This is a genomic window from Sphingomonas sp. Xoc002, from assembly GCF_050408055.1.
GTDB classification, from domain to species: Bacteria; Pseudomonadota; Alphaproteobacteria; order Sphingomonadales; family Sphingomonadaceae; genus Sphingomonas; species Sphingomonas yabuuchiae.
On the sequence record NZ_CP191175.1, the window covers coordinates 2,091,836 to 2,108,598 of the forward strand.

Consider the following 16,763-nt stretch of genomic DNA (forward strand, 5'->3'; position numbering starts at 1 on the left):
TTTAAATCCCGGATCGGCTTTCATTGCCGATCCGGGATTATGCTCTGTGGAGTCGTCGGGCCGACCGTTTAACGGCTGTTGACTATGTAATTGGTTCATCACTCGCAGACGGCGATTCGTCCATTATCACGGAAACCCTGACAAAGAAGTACGCTTCGTCACGCGATGAATTACCGGATGCGGAGTGGACCATTTTACGGAAATGCCTAGTTAGCTTCATAAGATACTCCTCCTCAATTTGTAACTTTCCGGCTATTCTCCATATAAATGAGCTATGACGGAAAAGATTGAGTAGGTTAAATATCTCACCACTTCGCTCAAAATCAGTCCACAATGCCGCATGACACCTATCGAACAGGCTGCCCATCCGCTCGTTATATAGGAAATGATAGGCATCAAGAAGTCTGATCCTATTATTCTGCGACAAGGGCTCAGGACCCAAATGACGACCAGCTAAGCTAACAATAGCACGAACATTATTATATGTATCTTGACCGCCTTCTGGCGAATTTATTATTTGAGATAGTAGTGATGTTGCCGATTCTTCATCATCCTCCTCTAAGGATAAATTCAATAGAATCGTATTTATCAGCGTCGTGATTTCCTCTCTTCGCGCTATTACAAGAAGCTTTTTTAATTCTAAAATTTTTTCCTCAGGATCAGCGATCTGTTCAGCCAAGATCGTCTTGGCGTGGATGGCCGCGACGGACTTTTTGTCTATGGCGAGCACCCGCCGCGCTGCGGCCGCAGCTGCAGCATCGTCACCCACTTGCCCCGCCACCAAGGCCAAATTGAGTTCGGCCCTTTGCCGCTGCGGCTTCGACAGCAAATTTAGATTCAAATCTTGTAGCGTTGACTGGGATTCTGGCGCGCGCCCAATCATCCGAAGCCCTCGAGCAAGCTCGTATTTCAGAATGTTTAGCTCATGCTCGTGGTCACCAAACTGCTCAAGTGACAGGATCATATCTTCGCAGAGAGACACCGCCGCCCTGAAATGATCGCCGCTCATAAGCGACTCAATGAAGGCAGACGCGAGCCTTATCAAACCTTCGGCATCGACGTTATTTCCCTCCGAAAGTGCGCGCCTAGTGCTTCGAACTATAAGAGCACCCGCATTCTGGATCTCGTATCCGTCACAAAGCGCCCTCTTGACCCGCTTTCCAATTGGCGAATTTCTTATCTCGCCGTTTGACCACTCATCACCAAAGTAAAGTTCAAGTGCCTTGCGATCCATAAGACGTGATGTCTCGTCTTCCATGATCAATCTAACGTATTCTCGCACCGGGCGCGGAACGATTAAGACTTTCTGGGTATCGTCTCCGGGCATACCCTCTAACGCTTGGATTGGAGATGTATCAATTAGCGATCGCTCCAAAAGCGTGCGCGCATGAGGTGCTAAAAATGGATGAGGCCCTAAAAATCTGGTAAGTCGAGAAAGACGTTCACCCTGAGGCAGGGAGGCCAATGCTAATAGAAGCTTATACGCTCGCTCCTCCGCCCTATCATCAGAGGATGCTAACTCGCTTACTGATGCGATAAGCGCAGGCGGTGTTTTCGCCACAGATGCCGACGAGTCTCCGTAATCGGGATTTGCAGTCATCAGATCACCAAGTGATATGATTTCCAAATCGCGCAACGCATCATCTATCCGAGAAGGAACACCGTCCGTGTGTCTATATAATAGAGAAACGGCATCAGGCTTCGCATAGCGGTCACTGCCTAATTCGCTATCTCTTACGTAGATAGCAACGTCAGGTTCATCTAGTGGTTTAAGCTCAACAACCGGCAAAGAAAATCTGCGCGGCCTACGACGGGATCGTATTATTATACGAGCTTCAGCCGCAAAATCTTTAAGGGGATCAATAAGTTTTTCGATCCGCTCTTCTGTTCCGAGCGGGGATGACGATACGTCAACGTCGTCGAGAACGAATATACAACTACCGATATCGGAGATCGCTTCAAACATTTCTTGGAACGATCCGCCAAGTAGCGTTCTCATATTGTCTATAAACGATGGATCGTTAGAAAAACCCGAAAAATCAACACTATATACGTGCGAATGCGGGATATTAAGGTTATCACATAGGGCAAAAATGAATCCGTCTTTGCCCATACCCCAGTCAGAAGCGAGCCAAGCGGCTTGATGACTATCAAATGCCGAAGCAATAGCGTTTTGCTCGACGCGTCGAACTTTTGTATGCGCCTTTGCTTCAAGCATATGAAGCTGTATTTTTGTTAAATTAAATGACGATCCCGATATAATATTAGCATGACCATCTACCCGTTTTAATTGACCATTATCGGCTGACGCAATCGTGCTGCCTATCAGCCTACGGTCAACATGATAATCGACTTGATAACTTCCGGTATCTTCATTGATATCTTGCTGTGAATCTGGAGCGATTTTCATTTTGCTGTCGCTGACAGATATCATGCGCCTAGGCCACGATGTAAGGGTACGGGCTGACCCACTGCCGGAAATTTGGCTCGATGAGTACCCTTGAATGCGCTCGACCCCATCCCCGTAGGTTTCTAAACCAAAGAGCGAAGCCGCCTGCACATGCCTCCGCGCGCGCCCTCCACCATGAGATATGCTAACCATATCAGGTTTATGCATGTGCCCATAAAGGTGTGCGTCAAATCGCCCAGATGGGTTCACGTCGTTGTCCCACCCAGACATTTTATCACTTCGTATCCATGAGGCGGGCTGGTGGGTTATTAAAAGGTTGACATCGTTATTTCGAGCCCAGTCATCCGGGCTGCCGTCAGTGACGGCGAGAATTTGCCTGGTGTCGACATGTAACTGATTGGTGTAGTCTCCACCACCTAATTGAAGCCAAGTTGAATTTAACGCAATCAAACCTGTTTTAGATGAACACGTCTCGACAATATATGAAGCGTCGCCCGGCAGTATGCCACGAGAAGACGGCTCTATATGAATACCTCTCGATATAGCCCTATCTTGCCACTCCAAGTAATATTTAAATGTGTTGTTTAAAAAATCGATGTAACCTGCATTTGTTTTCCACATGCCCTCCTGCAATGTTGGATTGCTCCAGTATTGAGCGAAAGCCATTGCAAACGGGTTGACCGGATCTGGGCGAATCAAATCGTGGTTCCCAGGTACGGTAATTAAAGGAGGAACAGGACCGAACTCGCTAATTCGATTAAGTATAGAGTCTATTACTTTGTCGAAACGATCAAATTCGTCTTTCGTGCCTTTTTGGACTAAATCACCTGAGAAGATAATGCAGTCAAATCCGCCAGTTTTGCGATATGCGGTTTCGAGATCGTCCAGCAAAAGCGTGGACGACCGTGGCCAGAGCTGGTTTTGGACATTCATCCCGACGTGAAGATCGCTGAGATGCAGCCACCGGAACGAAAAAGGAGAAGTCATTTTGCGCATCCATTCTCAACGGTCATCTGGAAAGGCGGAGCCCACAAACGAAACGCCACGTTAGTGGCTCTTACCTCGCTGGCAATTCAAATGCTAAGAATCGCAGACAGAACCTCGTAATCGCCGAAAATTAGGCGAACCGTTACAGCGAGGCTAAACTGCGCGTCGAGATAGAAGCCTGTCAGACATAGGTGCTAAAGAATGCCGGGGTGGGAGCGCCGCTCCAGAATCGTGGCTGATCCCTTTGTGAAAATTTAAGCTCCAGCCAAACCGCAAAACGGCCGTTCGCAAACGGTAAGGCAGCACTTCGAAAGGCTGTCGGATCGCTCCGCGGAATACCGGAATGGCTAAACCAACTCCGCACCGTCACCTAGCATTCAGGCATCGGCGTCGTGACAACTGCCGTGGCCGGCAACCCTTCGATGAGTTTGCGGTGAAACGTTAGCCACTTTTAACGTGGCACCGAGAGGTGCGGCGTTATAAATACGAGCGGTGAGGCGGCCTAAGCCATTAAGTTGACTAGATTATTTGACACCTGCCGGGCCCACCAAAGACTCCTGATAAGCTATTGTATTTACTACGTTATTTGGGGATATTGTCTAATTAGGACTGCCATCTACGATGGCAGATCGAGCGTCAGGGGATTTCCGCTTGGAGGTGCTGGAACGTTTTCCTGCAAAATAGGTGTTGTTCACGGCAAATCTGACAAAACAGATAAGCGTTCATGCCTAGCGAGGCTTGCAGCTATAGAACAGGCTTCCCTTGCAAATCACGTTGCCCTATTTTTTTCCAGCATTTTCGCAGCAGCTGTTGCCTGATCCTCATAGGCGTACATTACTGGTATCCATAAAGAATCTTTTTTTGAATACACACCCCAACGGTCGGTGAATGGAGATTCGGGCCACGGCCCGACCACGTAATTACTATCTTGTGTTGCAGTGATGGTTCGGGATTTTTTACGCCCAACGTCGGCAGGGTAATCGCTCAATTTGAATGCCCTTTTAGTCGAATTTCAATTCGGACGGAGACGTTGTTTTTGACCGACCCGTTTGACGGCTGCTTAATGTTATGGATTTATTGTTAGGGCATTTAGCGGCGGGTGGCCAAAACAGCACACACCCCTGCCCAGAATTCGATATCCTCAGGCTTTGATGACGTCTGGAGACCTACCTTTGCTGCGGCTATCGCGTGCTCTCCGTGGGTCTCCTGCAGAGCAGCAGCATAATCGAAAACCCTTTGGGCACGAGTCGGGGCATCCTCATTCATGCCTCGCTCATAAATTAATATTTGTTAATTGCCAGACCAGAGGAATCTTGAACCCCAGGGGGTCCTCGGCCCCCTTCCGTCCAAAAGCGGACGCGCACCATCATGCGAAAAAGGTTAGCCATCGTTGACGTGGCACTGAGGGGCATGGCGGTTTCAATTTGGTGGGTTGGGCATATTAAGTCATCGTAGTTGGGACTTTATTTAACACCTGCCGGGCCCACCAAATTTTCACTATAAGCCTCTGTATTTATTGGATTATTTTGCACTGCCTTAACTTATCGGGACTGCAACCTGCGGTGGCCGTCCGAGAGCCAAGGGGCTAATGACGGCTTTCACTTAGGCACTCGGCACCGCAACGGCTCGGACCAGTCCGTGTGGCAAATGCGTCCGAACTTTAAATTAAGCCAACCTATGTTGGTTAATGGATATTCTGACGTGGCATGCAGTTGTGTGCAAATGCCCACATATTCTATCGAAATAGCCGATAATCTACCTGTACAGGCGGACGGTTTCGAAGCGCCTGACTTTGACCGAGCTCTCGCGGTACTGGTCCGGGTAGCGGGTGAAAGCCTAATTCACGAAAGCCATGGAGAGCCTACCATTTCGCTCTTTAGGAGCTTCGACTTGATGGATGAGACAGGTTTGATCCTGTACTCCCTTTCGGTTCAAGGTTACCGGTCAGCGGCAATGGGACGGCGGGGGTGATATGCCCCGAGCTTGCGTGCTACTTAAGAATTAAACCCGTCTCATACTGCTGCCTTGTCGAACAATAGTGTCAGCTGAAAGCTGCTGTCTGGAAGAACGCACAAGGATCGTTGATCTTTAAATAATGGTCGATGCACCTTGATGTTAACTTTTTGCAGCTACACAGGACTAATGGATCAGACGCTCGCCGAACATCATCGGAAAATAACAGCAGGCATAGCTGAGATTCGAGACCATTGCAGCCGGCCCATCCCTGATGTGGCCGCGCTCGGGGCAGCCCGCCTTCGTCTGAGTCGGGCAAGCGGGGCACGGTCGCAGTATATACACGACGTATTGCTTCCAAAGCTGAAGGTCGGAGCTGATAGCGCGCTGCTATCGCGGCTTGACGACATGCAACGTGCGTTTGCGGCGAAACGGCTCGCATCGAGTGAGCACGTCACGAAGTGGAGCAGCAAGACCATCGTAGACGATTGGGAGGGATATCGCCAAGCCGCTCGTCGCATCTGGGCTATGATGGAAGACCAAATGGCTCGCGAGCGCGGTATATTTGGATAATTATTCCTCCATCGTCGGAGATAAAGTGATCGATATAGCGGTAAATTGGGTACCGCTGATCGCCCGGCGGTTTGGTGCCCCCCCCAATTAACTCAACGCCGCGCTCATGCGTAGGTCGAGCCCTTAAAGGTTAGACAGTTTTGTCTCAAACGGAGAGGCAACGGGACCTGATACGCGTCAGTTAGACAAACTATATATCTGTTTTTATTAACTTATTTAAATCCTGCCGGGCCCACCAATACCCGCATCGATATTCCCCGTTACCGAACCTTGTCTTCGGCAAGTTCGAGCGACGCCGCGTTGATCCGGCTGATCTCCACCAGCACATCCGACGTCTCGACCGAGAGGTTGCGCACCTCTTCGGCGACGACCGCGAAACCGCGCCCCTGGGCACCGAGCCGTGCGGCCTCGATACTCGCGTTCAGCGCGACCAGCCGGGTATTGGCCGATATCCGGCCTACCCGTTCCAGCATGGCCACGGTCTCGCGGTTTAGATCATCGCGTCGCCGAATCACGCGCGTCAGATCGCGCTCGTGCGTCACGTCGACAAAGGTCAGCACCGCACCAAGATCGGGTTGCGGGTGATAGGTGATCTCCAGCACATGACCGTCATCGAAATGATGATCGAACTGGCGCCGCACCCCCTCGCGGGCCCATTGCCGATGATTATCGAGGATCGCCGCCTTTCGGACATCCGACCAGCCCACCGCGTTGCCGACATGGTGGAGATAATCCGCCAGGCTCGATCCTGCGGTCACGGCACTGTCCGACAGGCCGAAGATGCGGCTGACATACTGATTGATCAGGAGAATTCGCTCGTCCTGATCATAGATCACAATACCGTGCCGGACATGTTCCATGACAAGGGCCAGCTGCTCCGCCGCACTCACCGACACCCGTTAACCTCATTTTTGATAACTTATGTTGCCCCTAGCAGCTTTCGCCAAAGATGAAAGCGCGACGCATTTTTACTTATGAAATCGGCCTTGTCGGGGTTGCCCATGGTCTTCTAAGGTGCCGCCAAACACGTTCAAGAAAGGCGAGATCCATGGCAGTTAAGGGCGATCCGAAGGTCATCGAGTATTTGAACGAGGCGCTCAAGAACGAGCTGACCGCGATCAACCAGTATTTCCTGCATTACCGGCTGCTCGACCATTGGGGCGTCTACAAGCTCGCCCAGTTCGAATATCACGAATCGATCGACGAGATGCGCCATGCCGACTGGCTGGCCGAGCGCATCCTGTTCCTGGACGGGCTGCCCAATTTCCAGCTGCTGGGGCGCCTGCGCATCGGCGAGACCGTCGAGGAAGTGCTCAAGGGCGATCTGGCCATCGAGGTCGAAGCCGTTGCCCAGCTCAAGGAAGCCATCGCCTATTGCGAGGAAGTCCGCGACTATGTCAGCCGCGACCTGTTCCAGCGCATCCTGGCGAGCGAGGAAGAGCATGTCGACACGCTGGAGCGCCAGTTCGAGATGATCGCACGCATGGGTATCCAGAACTATATCCAGCTGAACGCCATGGCGGAGAACGACACGCCAAAGTCGGGCGCGGCGCCGCACCTTCAGGGCTGAGAATGCGGGGCGGGTCCGATGGCCCGCCCCTATTCCCCGAAAATTGTACTCCCAACCCGTTCAGGCTGAGCGAAGTCGAGGGCCACGGGAATCAAATCGGTTATGGCCCGAGCCTTGTGTCGGCCCCTGGACGACTTGGCTCCGGCTGAACGGCGATCAGGAAGGGGCGCCCGCCCCTCCCCTCAGTCCTTCGTGCCGAACGGGTTCTTCGGCGCCCGCAACGTCAGACGCACCGGCACCGCGCCGAAACCAAGCTCGCGCCGCATCGAATTGACCAGATACCGCTCATAGCTGGCGGGCAACTGGTCCACGCGCGTACCGAAGATCACGAAGCTCGGCGGACGCGACTTCACCTGGGTGACGTAGCGCAGCTTGATCCGCTTGCCGCCCGGCGCGGGTGGCGGATTGGCTTCGACGGCGCGCTCGAACCAGCGGTTGAGCTCGCCGGTCGGCACGCGCTTCGACCAGGCGGCGCGCGTCTCGAACGCCGCTTCGATCAGCGTGTCCAGCCCCTTGCCGGTCGCGGCCGACACCGCCAGCAGCGGCACGCCCTTGACCTGGCTGAGCCCGTCTTCCAGCGCCTTGCGCACGCCGTTGAACAGCGACGACGGATTTTCCGCGACGTCCCACTTGTTGAGCGCGATCAGCAGGGCACGTCCCTCTTCCAGCACGCGGTCGGCAATGCGCAAATCCTGCGACTCCAGCCCCAGCGTCGCATCGAGCAACAGCACCACGACCTCGGCAAAATCGACCGCACGCAATGCGTCGGCGACCGACAGCTTTTCCAGCTTGTCCTGCACCTTGGCCTTTTTCCGCATGCCCGCGGTGTCGATCAGGCGGACCTGCCGCACCTCGCCGTTGCGGTCGTGCCATTCCCAGTCGATCGCGATCGAATCGCGGGTGATCCCGGCTTCCGGCCCGGTGATCAGGCGATCCTGACCCAGGAAACGGTTGATCAGCGTCGACTTGCCCGCATTGGGACGCCCGACGATCGCCAGCTTCAGCGGAGCGAAGGGGTTTTCGAGATCGACTTCCTCCTCTTCCTCGACTTCACGGTCGATAAAGGGGAGCAGCGCTTCGAACAAGTCGCCCACGCCTTCGCCATGCTCGGCGGACAGCTGGACCGGATCGCCGAAGCCGAGCGCCAGTGCCTCCAGGATACCCTGTTCGGCCGCACGGCCCTCCGCCTTGTTGGCGGCAAGCACGATCGGGGTGTCGGAACTGCGCAGCCAGCGGGCGATCTCCTCGTCCAGCGGCATGACTCCGGCGCGGGCATCCACCAGGAACAGCGCGACATCGGCCTCGCTGACCGCCGCCTCGGTCTGGCGGCGCATCCGGCCGGGGAGCGTATCGGGGTCTTCGTCCTCATAGCCCGCCGTATCGATGATACGGAAATCCAGGCCCAGAAGATGCGCGTCGCCTTCGCGCCGGTCACGCGTCACGCCGGGCCGGTCGTCGACCAGCGCCAGCTTCTTTCCGACCAGACGATTGAACAGCGTCGACTTGCCGACATTGGGACGGCCGACGATCGCGACGATAGGGAGATTAGCCATCGCCGTCCGTTAGCGAAAGGCGGGCCTTTCGTCACGCCTATAGCGGTACGAAATGCACCGCCCCGTGGAACAATTGTCCCACGGGGCAAAACCGCATTACTTATAGGCCGCGATCCGACCCTTCTGGTCGAGGACGTAGAGCACATTGTTGGCGACGATCGGCGGCAGCGCGAACGGCGTCTTGGTGTCGACCGTCGCCTGGACCGATCCGTCACCCGGATTGGCGTAGACGATCTGCCCTTCCGAGTTGGTCAGGATCAGGCGGTTGCCCGCCAGCACCGGGCCGAACCAGGTGATCGCGCCGGTCTTCTTCTTTTCCTTATGGAAACGCTGAAGCTGCGCGATCCAGCGCGCCTTGCCGCTCGACCGGGCCAGTGCGACCAGACGCGCATCGTCGGTGACGAGGAAGATCCACTCACCCGCGATCCACGGCGTCGAAAGCCCGGCGAAATTCTGCTCCCAGAGACGCTGGCCGGTCGACAGTTCCAGCGCGACCATACGGCCGCCCTGGCCCAGCGCATAGACGCGGCCCTGGTCGATCACCGGCGCGGCGTCGATATCCGACAGCGTCGACACCGAGGTGGAGATGCTCGTCCGCGACAGCGCGTCCTGCCACAGCAGACGGCCGTTTTCGTAACGATAGGCGTTCAGCTCGCCGCTCGAGAAACCGGCGACGACCGTTCCCTGGCTGGCCGATGGAGCCGCGACGCCGTACACGCCCTGCGTCTCCAGCGTGCCCTGCCCGGCCCAGACGATCTTACCGTCCGTCTGGTTGATGGCGTAAAGCTGATTGTCCTGGGTCAGGACATAGACATTGCCGTTGGCGATGGTCGGCGATCCGCGCAGCGGGCCGCTGGGCTTGGCACGCCACAGCACCTTGCCGTCGGCGGCGCTGGCCGCGATCACATCGCCCAGACCGTCCGATGCAAACACCGTGCCGCTGTCATAGCTGGCGCCGCCGCCAAAGCGGGCCAGACGGTTCGCGTCACCTTCGGTGATACCGGTCGACCACAGGCGCGCGCCGGTATCGGCGTTCATCGCGACGAGATTGCCCTCGACATCGACGACGAACAGCTTGCCCTCGGCCACGACCGGGGCGGCGCCCAGCGGATCGCGCGCCGAACCGCCGTTGATCGTCGCGGTCCACAGGCGCTGCGGCTGCTCCGCCAGTGCGAGCTGCCCCATCGACTTGGCGGCGTTGCCGCCCGGCTGCGACCATTCGGGGTTGGCTTCGGGTGCGGGCAGCAGGACCTGTACGTCGGCGATCGTCTTGTCCGCCTCGACCCCCGTTTCCGAAACCAGGATCGGCACGCGGTTGCCCACGGTCGGCGTCTTCTTGGGCGCGCTCTTGAATACCCCGCAGGCGCCCAGCGCCATCAGCGCGGCGAGCGCCGCCGAGGTGCGGAAATGCTTCGTCATTGGGTCTTGGTGTCCTCACTCTGGCCGACCGCGTCGACCCCCAATACGCCGGCCATCTGAACCGCACGTTGCCGCAACGTATCGGGCACATCCTTGTCGCTGGCAATCTGGCCGAACAAACGGCCCGCCTGGTCGCGCTTGTTCATGCGCAGATAGGCCACCGCGACCATCTCGCCCGCGCTGCCGAAATAGGCGTTGCCAGGCACCGCCATGCTGCCCAGTCGTGCGACGACCGCCTCGGGCTTCATCGTGTCATATTCGGCCATGGTCTGGCGAACCAGCGCCAGGTCGCGGAACGGCTGGGCGAGCGAGGCGTCATTGGCGATGGCGGCGAAGCGTGCCGCGGCGCCCTTCATGTCGTCACGCTGGAGCAGAATATCCGCCTGGGTGAACTCGGCGAGGGCACGATAGGCGTCGACATTGGTGTCGGACAGCGCCTTCAGCTTCTCGCCCGCCGTCTTGGTGTCGTTCTGGCCCAGCGCGTCATAGGCGGCCTGCAACTGCTCGCCATCGACGCCCGCCGCCTGATGCTGGCGGTGCTGCCAATAGAGATAGCCGCCGAACGCCGCGAGCGCGACGACGATAGCCGCACCGACGATAAGGCCCCACCGGGTCCAGAAAGACGTCAGCCTTTCGCGACGCAGTTCGTCGTCGACCTCGCTCAAGAAGGCCTGGCTGGATTGGGGCGTTAGGGCCAAGACGGGCTCCGCTATTCTGGATCAAGGCAAGATAGAAGCCGCGACCTTTAGCGAGGAGCGGCCCCTGTGGGAAGCAGGCTTGGCTTATCCCCCATCGCGGTTGGCTTCCCGGGGGGCATAGGTCTGCTCCGGCCCGGGGAAGCGGCGGGCGCGGACATCCTCGGCATAGGCGCGTGCCGCCTCGCCGATCCGCTCGCCCATCGTCTCGTAACGGCGGACGAAGCGGGCGGTACGGTCGAACAGGCCGAGCATGTCCTCGCCGACCAGCACCTGGCCGTCGCACTCCGCCGACGCACCGATCCCGATGGTCGGGCAGGCGATACGCTTGGTGATCTCGATCGCGATCGGCTCGACCACGCCCTCGATCACGACCGAAAAGGCGCCCGCCTCGGCCACCGCGACCGCGTCGGCGATAATCTTCTCGGCTTCCTCGGGCGTGCGGCCGCGCGCGCCATAGCCGCCCAGGACGTTCACCGCCTGCGGCGTCAGGCCGACATGGCCCATGACGGGAATGCCGCGCTCGACCAGGAAGCGCACGGTCGGGGCCATCGCGACGCCGCCCTCCAGCTTGACCGCCGCCGCGCCGGTTTCCTTCAGGAGCCAGGCGGCATTCTCGAACGCCTTTTCCGGGCTCGCCTCATAGCTGCCGAAGGGCAGGTCGATGACGACGACCGCATGATAGCTGCCCCGCACCACCGCAGCACCATGCGCCGCCATCATCTGAAGCGTGACCGGCACGGTCGAGGGCAGGCCGTAAATCACCTGCCCCAGGCTGTCGCCGACCAGCAGCATGTCGCAATGCGGATCGAGCAGCTGCGCCGAGCGCACCGTATAGGCGGTCAGCATGACCAGCGGCGTCTGACCCTTGGCGCGGCGGACGGCAGGTACGGTCAGACGCTTCATCGGCGCGGGCGTGGGATTGGCGCGGCTGGTCGCGGTGTCGAGCGTGTAGGTCGTGGACATGCCAAAGCCTCTAACCCGTGCGCGCCGCGCGCTCCACCCCCTTGGTCCGTCAGAAGATTTCGGCGTAGACCTCGGGCTTGAACCCGACCGTCAGCGCGCCGTCGCGGTCGAGCGCCGGCCGCTTGATGAGCGAGGGCTGGGCCTGCATCAGCCGGATCGCCTTGTCGGCATCGATATCCTGCCGGTCCACCTCGTCCAGCTTGCGGAAGGTCGTTCCCGCGCGGTTGAGCAGCTTTTCCCAGCCGACCTGATCGACCCAGCGGCGAAGCGTGGCTTCGTCGATGCCGTCGGTTTTGTAGTTGTGGAAGCGGTATTCGACGCCGTGCTGGTCGAGCCAGACACGGGCCTTCTTCATCGTGTCGCAGTTGGGGATGCCGTAGAGGATGATGGTCATAAAGCCTCGAACTTCTGGAGCGTCCGGCGCTTAGCGGAATGCATCGGGATAGGGGAAGTCGAAGGCCAGCAGGGGAAACCCTCTCATCCTAACCCGTGGCAACCCACACGGGCTAGCGCCCCCCTTCCCGCGCCGCTATCCCGAGAGGATGCAGGATCACCCCTTTTACGCGCTTCACACCCATGGCCTGATCCGCGTCGCCGCCGCGACGCCCGCCGCATCGGTGGGGGATGCTTATGCCAATGCGCAAGCCATGCTCGATCTGGCGCGCAAGGCAGATGAGGACGGGGTCGACCTGATCGTCTTTCCCGAATTGTCGCTGACCTCCTACGCGATCGACGATTTGCATTTGCAGGGCGCGATGCATGCGGCGACGCTCGCGGCGCTGGGCGAGATGGTGGATGCCAGTGCGGCGCTGTCGCCGGTCATGCTGGTCGGCGCGGCGCTGCCGCGTAACGGGCGGCTCTACAACTGTGCCGTCGTCATCGCGCGCGGGCGGATTTTGGGCGTGGTGCCGAAGACCTTCCTGCCCAACTACCGCGAATATTACGAGAAGCGCTGGTTCGCGAGCGGCGCGGGGCTCACCGGCCAGACCATCGAGCTGGATGGCCAGAGCGTGCCCTTCGGCACCGACCTGATCTTCGCGGCCGAGGATGTGCCGGGCTTCGTCGTCCATGCCGAGATTTGCGAGGATTACTGGGCCCCCACCCCGCCCTCGACGCTGGGTGCGCTGGCCGGGGCGACGATCTGCTGCAATTTGTCGGCGTCGAACATCGTCATCGGCAAGGCGCGCGACCGGGCGATGCTGGCCGCCGCCCAGTCCGCCCGCGCCGCCTGCGCCTATGTCTATTCGGCGGCGGGCATCGGCGAGAGCACGACCGATCTGTCCTGGGACGGCCAAGGCCTGATCCACGAACTGGGCGAGACGATCGCCGAGTCCGAGCGTTTCCTGCGCGAACCCGCGCTGACCACCGCCGATATCGATGTCGAGCGGATCGTGCAGGAGCGTCTGCGCTTCGGTACCTTCAACGATGCCGCCGCATTTGCAGGTCATCCCGAACAGCGTTTCCGCCGGATCGGCTTCGTCCATGGCGCGGAGGCGAGCGATCGGGGGCTGCGGCGCGCCGTCCACCGCTTTCCCTTCGTGCCGGACGATCCCGCCCGGCGCGATGCCGACTGCTACGAAGCCTACAACATCCAGGTCGAGGCGCTGGCCAAGCGGCTCGATGCCAGCCGCGCCAAGACGCTGGTGATCGGCGTGTCCGGTGGGCTCGATTCCACCCATGCGCTGATCGTCGCGGCCAAGGCGACCGACCGGTTGGGCTGGTCGCGCGACCGTATCCTGGCCTTCACCATGCCCGGCTTCGCCACCGGCGCGGGCACCAAGGCCCATGCCTGGGCACTGATGCGTTCGCTGGGCGTGACAGCGGAGGAAATCGATATCCGTCCCGCCGCCCACCAGCTGCTGGAAGACATGAGGCACCCCTTTGCGCAGGGCGAACCGGTCCATGACGTGACCTTCGAGAATGTGCAGGCGGGTCTGCGCACCGATTATCTGTTCCGCCTCGCCAATCAGCGCGGCGGCATCGTGCTGGGCACCGGCGACCTGTCGGAGTTGGCATTGGGCTGGTGCACCTATGGCGTGGGCGACCAGATGAGCCATTATGCGGTCAATGCGGGCGTACCCAAGACGCTGATCCAGTTCCTGATTCGCTGGTGCATTCGTACCGGGCAATATGACGAGGCGACGAACAAGATTCTGGCGGCGATCCTGGCGCAGGAAATCTCGCCCGAGCTGGTTCCCGCCGACGCCAGCGGCGCGATGCAGTCCACCGAGGCGATGATCGGCCCCTATGCGCTCAACGACTTTTTTGCGCATTATGTCATCCGCTATGGCCTGAAGCCGTCGAAGATCGCCTTCCTCGCCTGGCATGCCTGGCAGGATGCGGAAGCGGGCGGCTGGCCCGAGGACCTGCCGCAGGATGCGCGCGTCGCCTATGACCTGCCGACGATCCGGCACTGGCTGGAGCGGTTCCTGACCCGCTTCTTCCAGACCAGCCAGTTCAAGCGTTCGGCCCTGCCCAACGGTCCCAAGGTCTCGGCGGGGGGCGCCCTGTCGCCACGCGGGGACTGGCGGGCGCCGTCGGACGGCACCGCAGCGGTCTGGATGAACGAACTTCAGGATGCCCTGCCGCCCGGTGTATGACACGGACTTGGCAGGCTGTGGGGAACAGGGCTATGCTGAAGGCTTGTTCGTTACATTTCCCCATAAATTACAGGCTCCTCCCGGCCTGTCGGCACGAGAGAATCCATGAGCCTTGTCGTTCGCACCCTGTCGGAGCAGATCTTCACGATCATTCGCGAGCGGATCATCAGCGGCGACCTGCCGGAGGAACAACCGATCCGGCAGGACGCGCTGGCCAATGAGCTGGGGGTCAGCAAAATTCCGCTGCGCGAAGCGCTCGCCCGGCTGGAGCAGGAAGGGCTGCTGACCAGCCAGGCCAATCGCGGCTTTTTCGTCCGCTCGCTGGGTGCGGGCGAGGCGGAGGAGATTTACGAACTCCGCCTGGCGCTGGAACCCGATGCGGCGGCGCGCGCGGCGCGCGTGGCGACGGCGGAGGATCAGGCCATTGCGCGTGAGGCGCTGACCGCGCTGGACGTCGCGGCGCGCGACGCATTGCACGAGGTCGCACACCGCAACCGCGCCTTTCATCTCGCACTGGTCCGCCCGCTGGGTGCCGCGCTGACCTTCCAGCTGATCGAACGATTGCAGGTGCTTGCCGAACGCTATGTCGTCCAGCATCTGAAGCCTGCGGGTCGCGAGGACCGCGCGCATGAGGAGCATCATGCGCTGCTCGATGCCTGGTTGGCGCGTGACGAGGCGCGGGTGGCCGGTTTCCTGACCGAGCATATCGGCGCGACGCTGGTCGACCTGCGCGCCCAGTTGATCCGCTGACCCCCGTCAGCCGGGCGGGCGGCCAATAGGCGTGGTGATGATCCGGGCACCACGCCGATACGTCAGATAACGCCACAGCCATTGCAGGCTGACGCGGATACGCTGCGCGAAATTGACCAGCAGCACGACATGGACGATCGCCCAGAGCATCCAGGCCGGATAGCCCTTCATCCGGAACCGGCCGAAGTCGAAGATCGCGGCGTGACGCCCGATGATCGCCGCATTGCCGCGATTGTGGAAGCGGAAGGGCTTGGGCGCCGCTCCGCCCGTCAGTCGCGCCCGTAACGCCTTGCCCAGATACTCGCCCTGTTGCTGCGCGACCTGAGCCAGGCCGGGCAAGGGCTTGCCGTCTTCGTCCAGGCAGGCGGCGACATCGCCCAGCGAATAGACATTCTCCAGCCCCTCGACGCTCAGGTCCGGCCGCACCGCGACGCGTCCGCCCGGCCCCGGCGCTATGCCGAGCAGCTTGGCGGCCCCCGTCGGTGCCACACCTGCGCCCCAAAGGACGGTGCGGGCCGGGATGAACCGTCCGCCGGCGGTCAGCCCCTCGGCCGTGATCGCCTCGACCGGCATGTTCGTCATCACCTGAACCCCCAGCCGCGCCAGCGCCCGTTCGGCATAGGTGGCAAGCGAGTCCGGGAAAGCCGCCAGGATCCTCGGCCCGCCCTCGATCAGGATGATCTTCGCCGTCTCCGGCCGTATCCGGCGAAAGTCGGAGGTCAGGGCATGGCGCGCCAGCTCGGCGACCGACCCGGCCAGTTCCACGCCGGTCGGCCCGCCGCCGACGATGACGAAGGTCATCAGTGCCTCGCGATCCGCCGCCCCGTCGCGTTCCGCTTCCTCGAACGCGCCCAGCACGCGCGAGCGGATGACCCGCGCTTCCTCGATCGACTTGCAGGCGGGGGCATGGCGGCGCCATTCGTCATGGCCGAAATAACTGCTGGTCGATCCCGTCGCGACGACCAGCCGGTCATATTGCAACGTCTCGCCCGTGGCCAAGGCCACGTGCCGGGCATCGGTATCGACCTGCGTCACCTCGCCCAGCACGACCCGGATATTGGGATAGCGGCCCAGGACATGGCGGATCGGCTCGGCGACATCGGCGGGCGACAGGGCGGCGGTCGCCACCTGATAGAGCAGCGGCACGAACAGATGATAGTTGTTGCGGTCGACCACCGTCACTCGCACAGGCGCACGCGCCAGTTGCTGCGCCACCGCAAGCCCGCCGAACCCCGCGCCGACGATCACCACATGCGGCCAATTGGGATCGACGCCTGTTCTCGTCAT

12 protein-coding genes are annotated in these 16,763 nt (G+C 59.7%); 3 read left to right on the forward strand and 9 right to left on the reverse strand.

Annotated elements, in window-relative coordinates; translation table 11 throughout:
• Positions 1-82: 82 nt before the first annotated feature.
• The 3 genes from ACQR50_RS09335 to ACQR50_RS09345 all read right to left on the reverse strand — a co-directional run bounded on the left by ACQR50_RS09335 (position 83) and on the right by ACQR50_RS09345 (position 6,819).
• Positions 83-3,406 (reverse strand): metallophosphoesterase, encoded by a 3,324-nt coding sequence (locus ACQR50_RS09335; protein WP_428968095.1) that lies wholly within the window; start codon positions 3,404-3,406, stop codon positions 83-85.
• 760 nt (positions 3,407-4,166) lie between these two features.
• Positions 4,167-4,385, reverse strand: coding sequence for a hypothetical protein (locus ACQR50_RS09340; protein ID WP_428968096.1), 219 nt, complete (start codon positions 4,383-4,385; stop codon positions 4,167-4,169).
• Positions 4,386-6,183: 1,798 nt separating this feature from the next.
• Complete coding sequence (locus ACQR50_RS09345; protein WP_428968097.1) at positions 6,184-6,819, reverse strand: PAS-domain containing protein; 636 nt, start codon at positions 6,817-6,819, stop codon at positions 6,184-6,186.
• Between the two features lie 152 nt (positions 6,820-6,971).
• On the opposite strand from ACQR50_RS09345, the gene bfr reads away from it, so the two are divergent.
• Positions 6,972-7,493: a bacterioferritin gene (gene bfr, locus ACQR50_RS09350; protein ID WP_056437268.1), complete on the forward strand. Its 522-nt coding sequence runs from the start codon at positions 6,972-6,974 to the stop codon at positions 7,491-7,493.
• A gap of 182 nt (positions 7,494-7,675) precedes the next feature.
• Here bfr and der read toward each other — a convergent pair whose 3' ends face one another.
• The 5 genes from der to ACQR50_RS09375 form a co-directional block, all read right to left on the reverse strand.
• Complete coding sequence (gene der, locus ACQR50_RS09355) at positions 7,676-9,046, reverse strand: ribosome biogenesis GTPase Der (protein WP_428968098.1); 1,371 nt, start codon at positions 9,044-9,046, stop codon at positions 7,676-7,678.
• A 96-nt stretch (positions 9,047-9,142) separates the two neighbouring features.
• Positions 9,143-10,465: a PQQ-binding-like beta-propeller repeat protein gene (locus tag ACQR50_RS09360; RefSeq protein WP_428968099.1), complete on the reverse strand. Its 1,323-nt coding sequence runs from the start codon at positions 10,463-10,465 to the stop codon at positions 9,143-9,145.
• On the reverse strand, positions 10,462-11,130 hold the full coding sequence (locus ACQR50_RS09365) for a tetratricopeptide repeat protein (RefSeq protein WP_294311217.1): 669 nt from the start codon (positions 11,128-11,130) through the stop codon (positions 10,462-10,464). The genes ACQR50_RS09360 and ACQR50_RS09365 overlap by 4 nt, the downstream gene beginning before the upstream one ends.
• 117 nt (positions 11,131-11,247) lie before the next feature.
• The gene (gene panB / locus ACQR50_RS09370) at positions 11,248-12,126 is read right to left on the reverse strand and encodes a 3-methyl-2-oxobutanoate hydroxymethyltransferase (RefSeq protein WP_428968100.1); all 879 of its coding nucleotides are present in this window, start codon (positions 12,124-12,126) and stop codon (positions 11,248-11,250) included.
• Between the two features lie 49 nt (positions 12,127-12,175).
• The gene (locus tag ACQR50_RS09375; RefSeq protein WP_428968101.1) at positions 12,176-12,520 is read right to left on the reverse strand and encodes an ArsC family reductase; all 345 of its coding nucleotides are present in this window, start codon (positions 12,518-12,520) and stop codon (positions 12,176-12,178) included.
• A gap of 148 nt (positions 12,521-12,668) precedes the next feature.
• On the opposite strand from ACQR50_RS09375, the gene ACQR50_RS09380 reads away from it, so the two are divergent.
• Together ACQR50_RS09380 and ACQR50_RS09385 are read left to right on the forward strand one after the other, a co-directional pair.
• Entirely contained in the window at positions 12,669-14,726 is a 2,058-nt protein-coding gene (locus ACQR50_RS09380; RefSeq protein ID WP_428968102.1) for an NAD(+) synthase, read from the forward strand.
• Between the two features lie 105 nt (positions 14,727-14,831).
• Positions 14,832-15,476 (forward strand): GntR family transcriptional regulator, encoded by a 645-nt coding sequence (locus ACQR50_RS09385; RefSeq protein ID WP_428968103.1) that lies wholly within the window; start codon positions 14,832-14,834, stop codon positions 15,474-15,476.
• A gap of 6 nt (positions 15,477-15,482) precedes the next feature.
• On the opposite strand, the gene ACQR50_RS09390 is transcribed toward ACQR50_RS09385, so the two are convergent.
• Positions 15,483-16,763, reverse strand: coding sequence for an NAD(P)/FAD-dependent oxidoreductase (locus ACQR50_RS09390; RefSeq protein WP_428968104.1), 1,281 nt, complete (start codon positions 16,761-16,763; stop codon positions 15,483-15,485).

Bases quoted from the DNA above. Each gene is read 5' to 3' on its own strand.
- ACQR50_RS09335 (WP_428968095.1), bottom strand. From the start codon at position 3,406: ATGCGCAAAATGACTTCTCCTTTTTCGTTCCGGTGGCTGCATCTCAGC.
- panB (WP_428968100.1), bottom strand. From the start codon at position 12,126: ATGTCCACGACCTACACGCTCGACACCGCGACCAGCCGCGCCAATCCC.
- ACQR50_RS09360 (WP_428968099.1), bottom strand. From the start codon at position 10,465: ATGACGAAGCATTTCCGCACCTCGGCGGCGCTCGCCGCGCTGATGGCG.
- bfr (WP_056437268.1), top strand. From the start codon at position 6,972: ATGGCAGTTAAGGGCGATCCGAAGGTCATCGAGTATTTGAACGAGGCG.
- ACQR50_RS09385 (WP_428968103.1), top strand. From the start codon at position 14,832: ATGAGCCTTGTCGTTCGCACCCTGTCGGAGCAGATCTTCACGATCATT.
- ACQR50_RS09375 (WP_428968101.1), bottom strand. From the start codon at position 12,520: ATGACCATCATCCTCTACGGCATCCCCAACTGCGACACGATGAAGAAG.
- ACQR50_RS09390 (WP_428968104.1), bottom strand. From the start codon at position 16,763: ATGACGAGAACAGGCGTCGATCCCAATTGGCCGCATGTGGTGATCGTC.
- ACQR50_RS09380 (WP_428968102.1), top strand. From the start codon at position 12,669: ATGCAGGATCACCCCTTTTACGCGCTTCACACCCATGGCCTGATCCGC.
- der (WP_428968098.1), bottom strand. From the start codon at position 9,046: ATGGCTAATCTCCCTATCGTCGCGATCGTCGGCCGTCCCAATGTCGGC.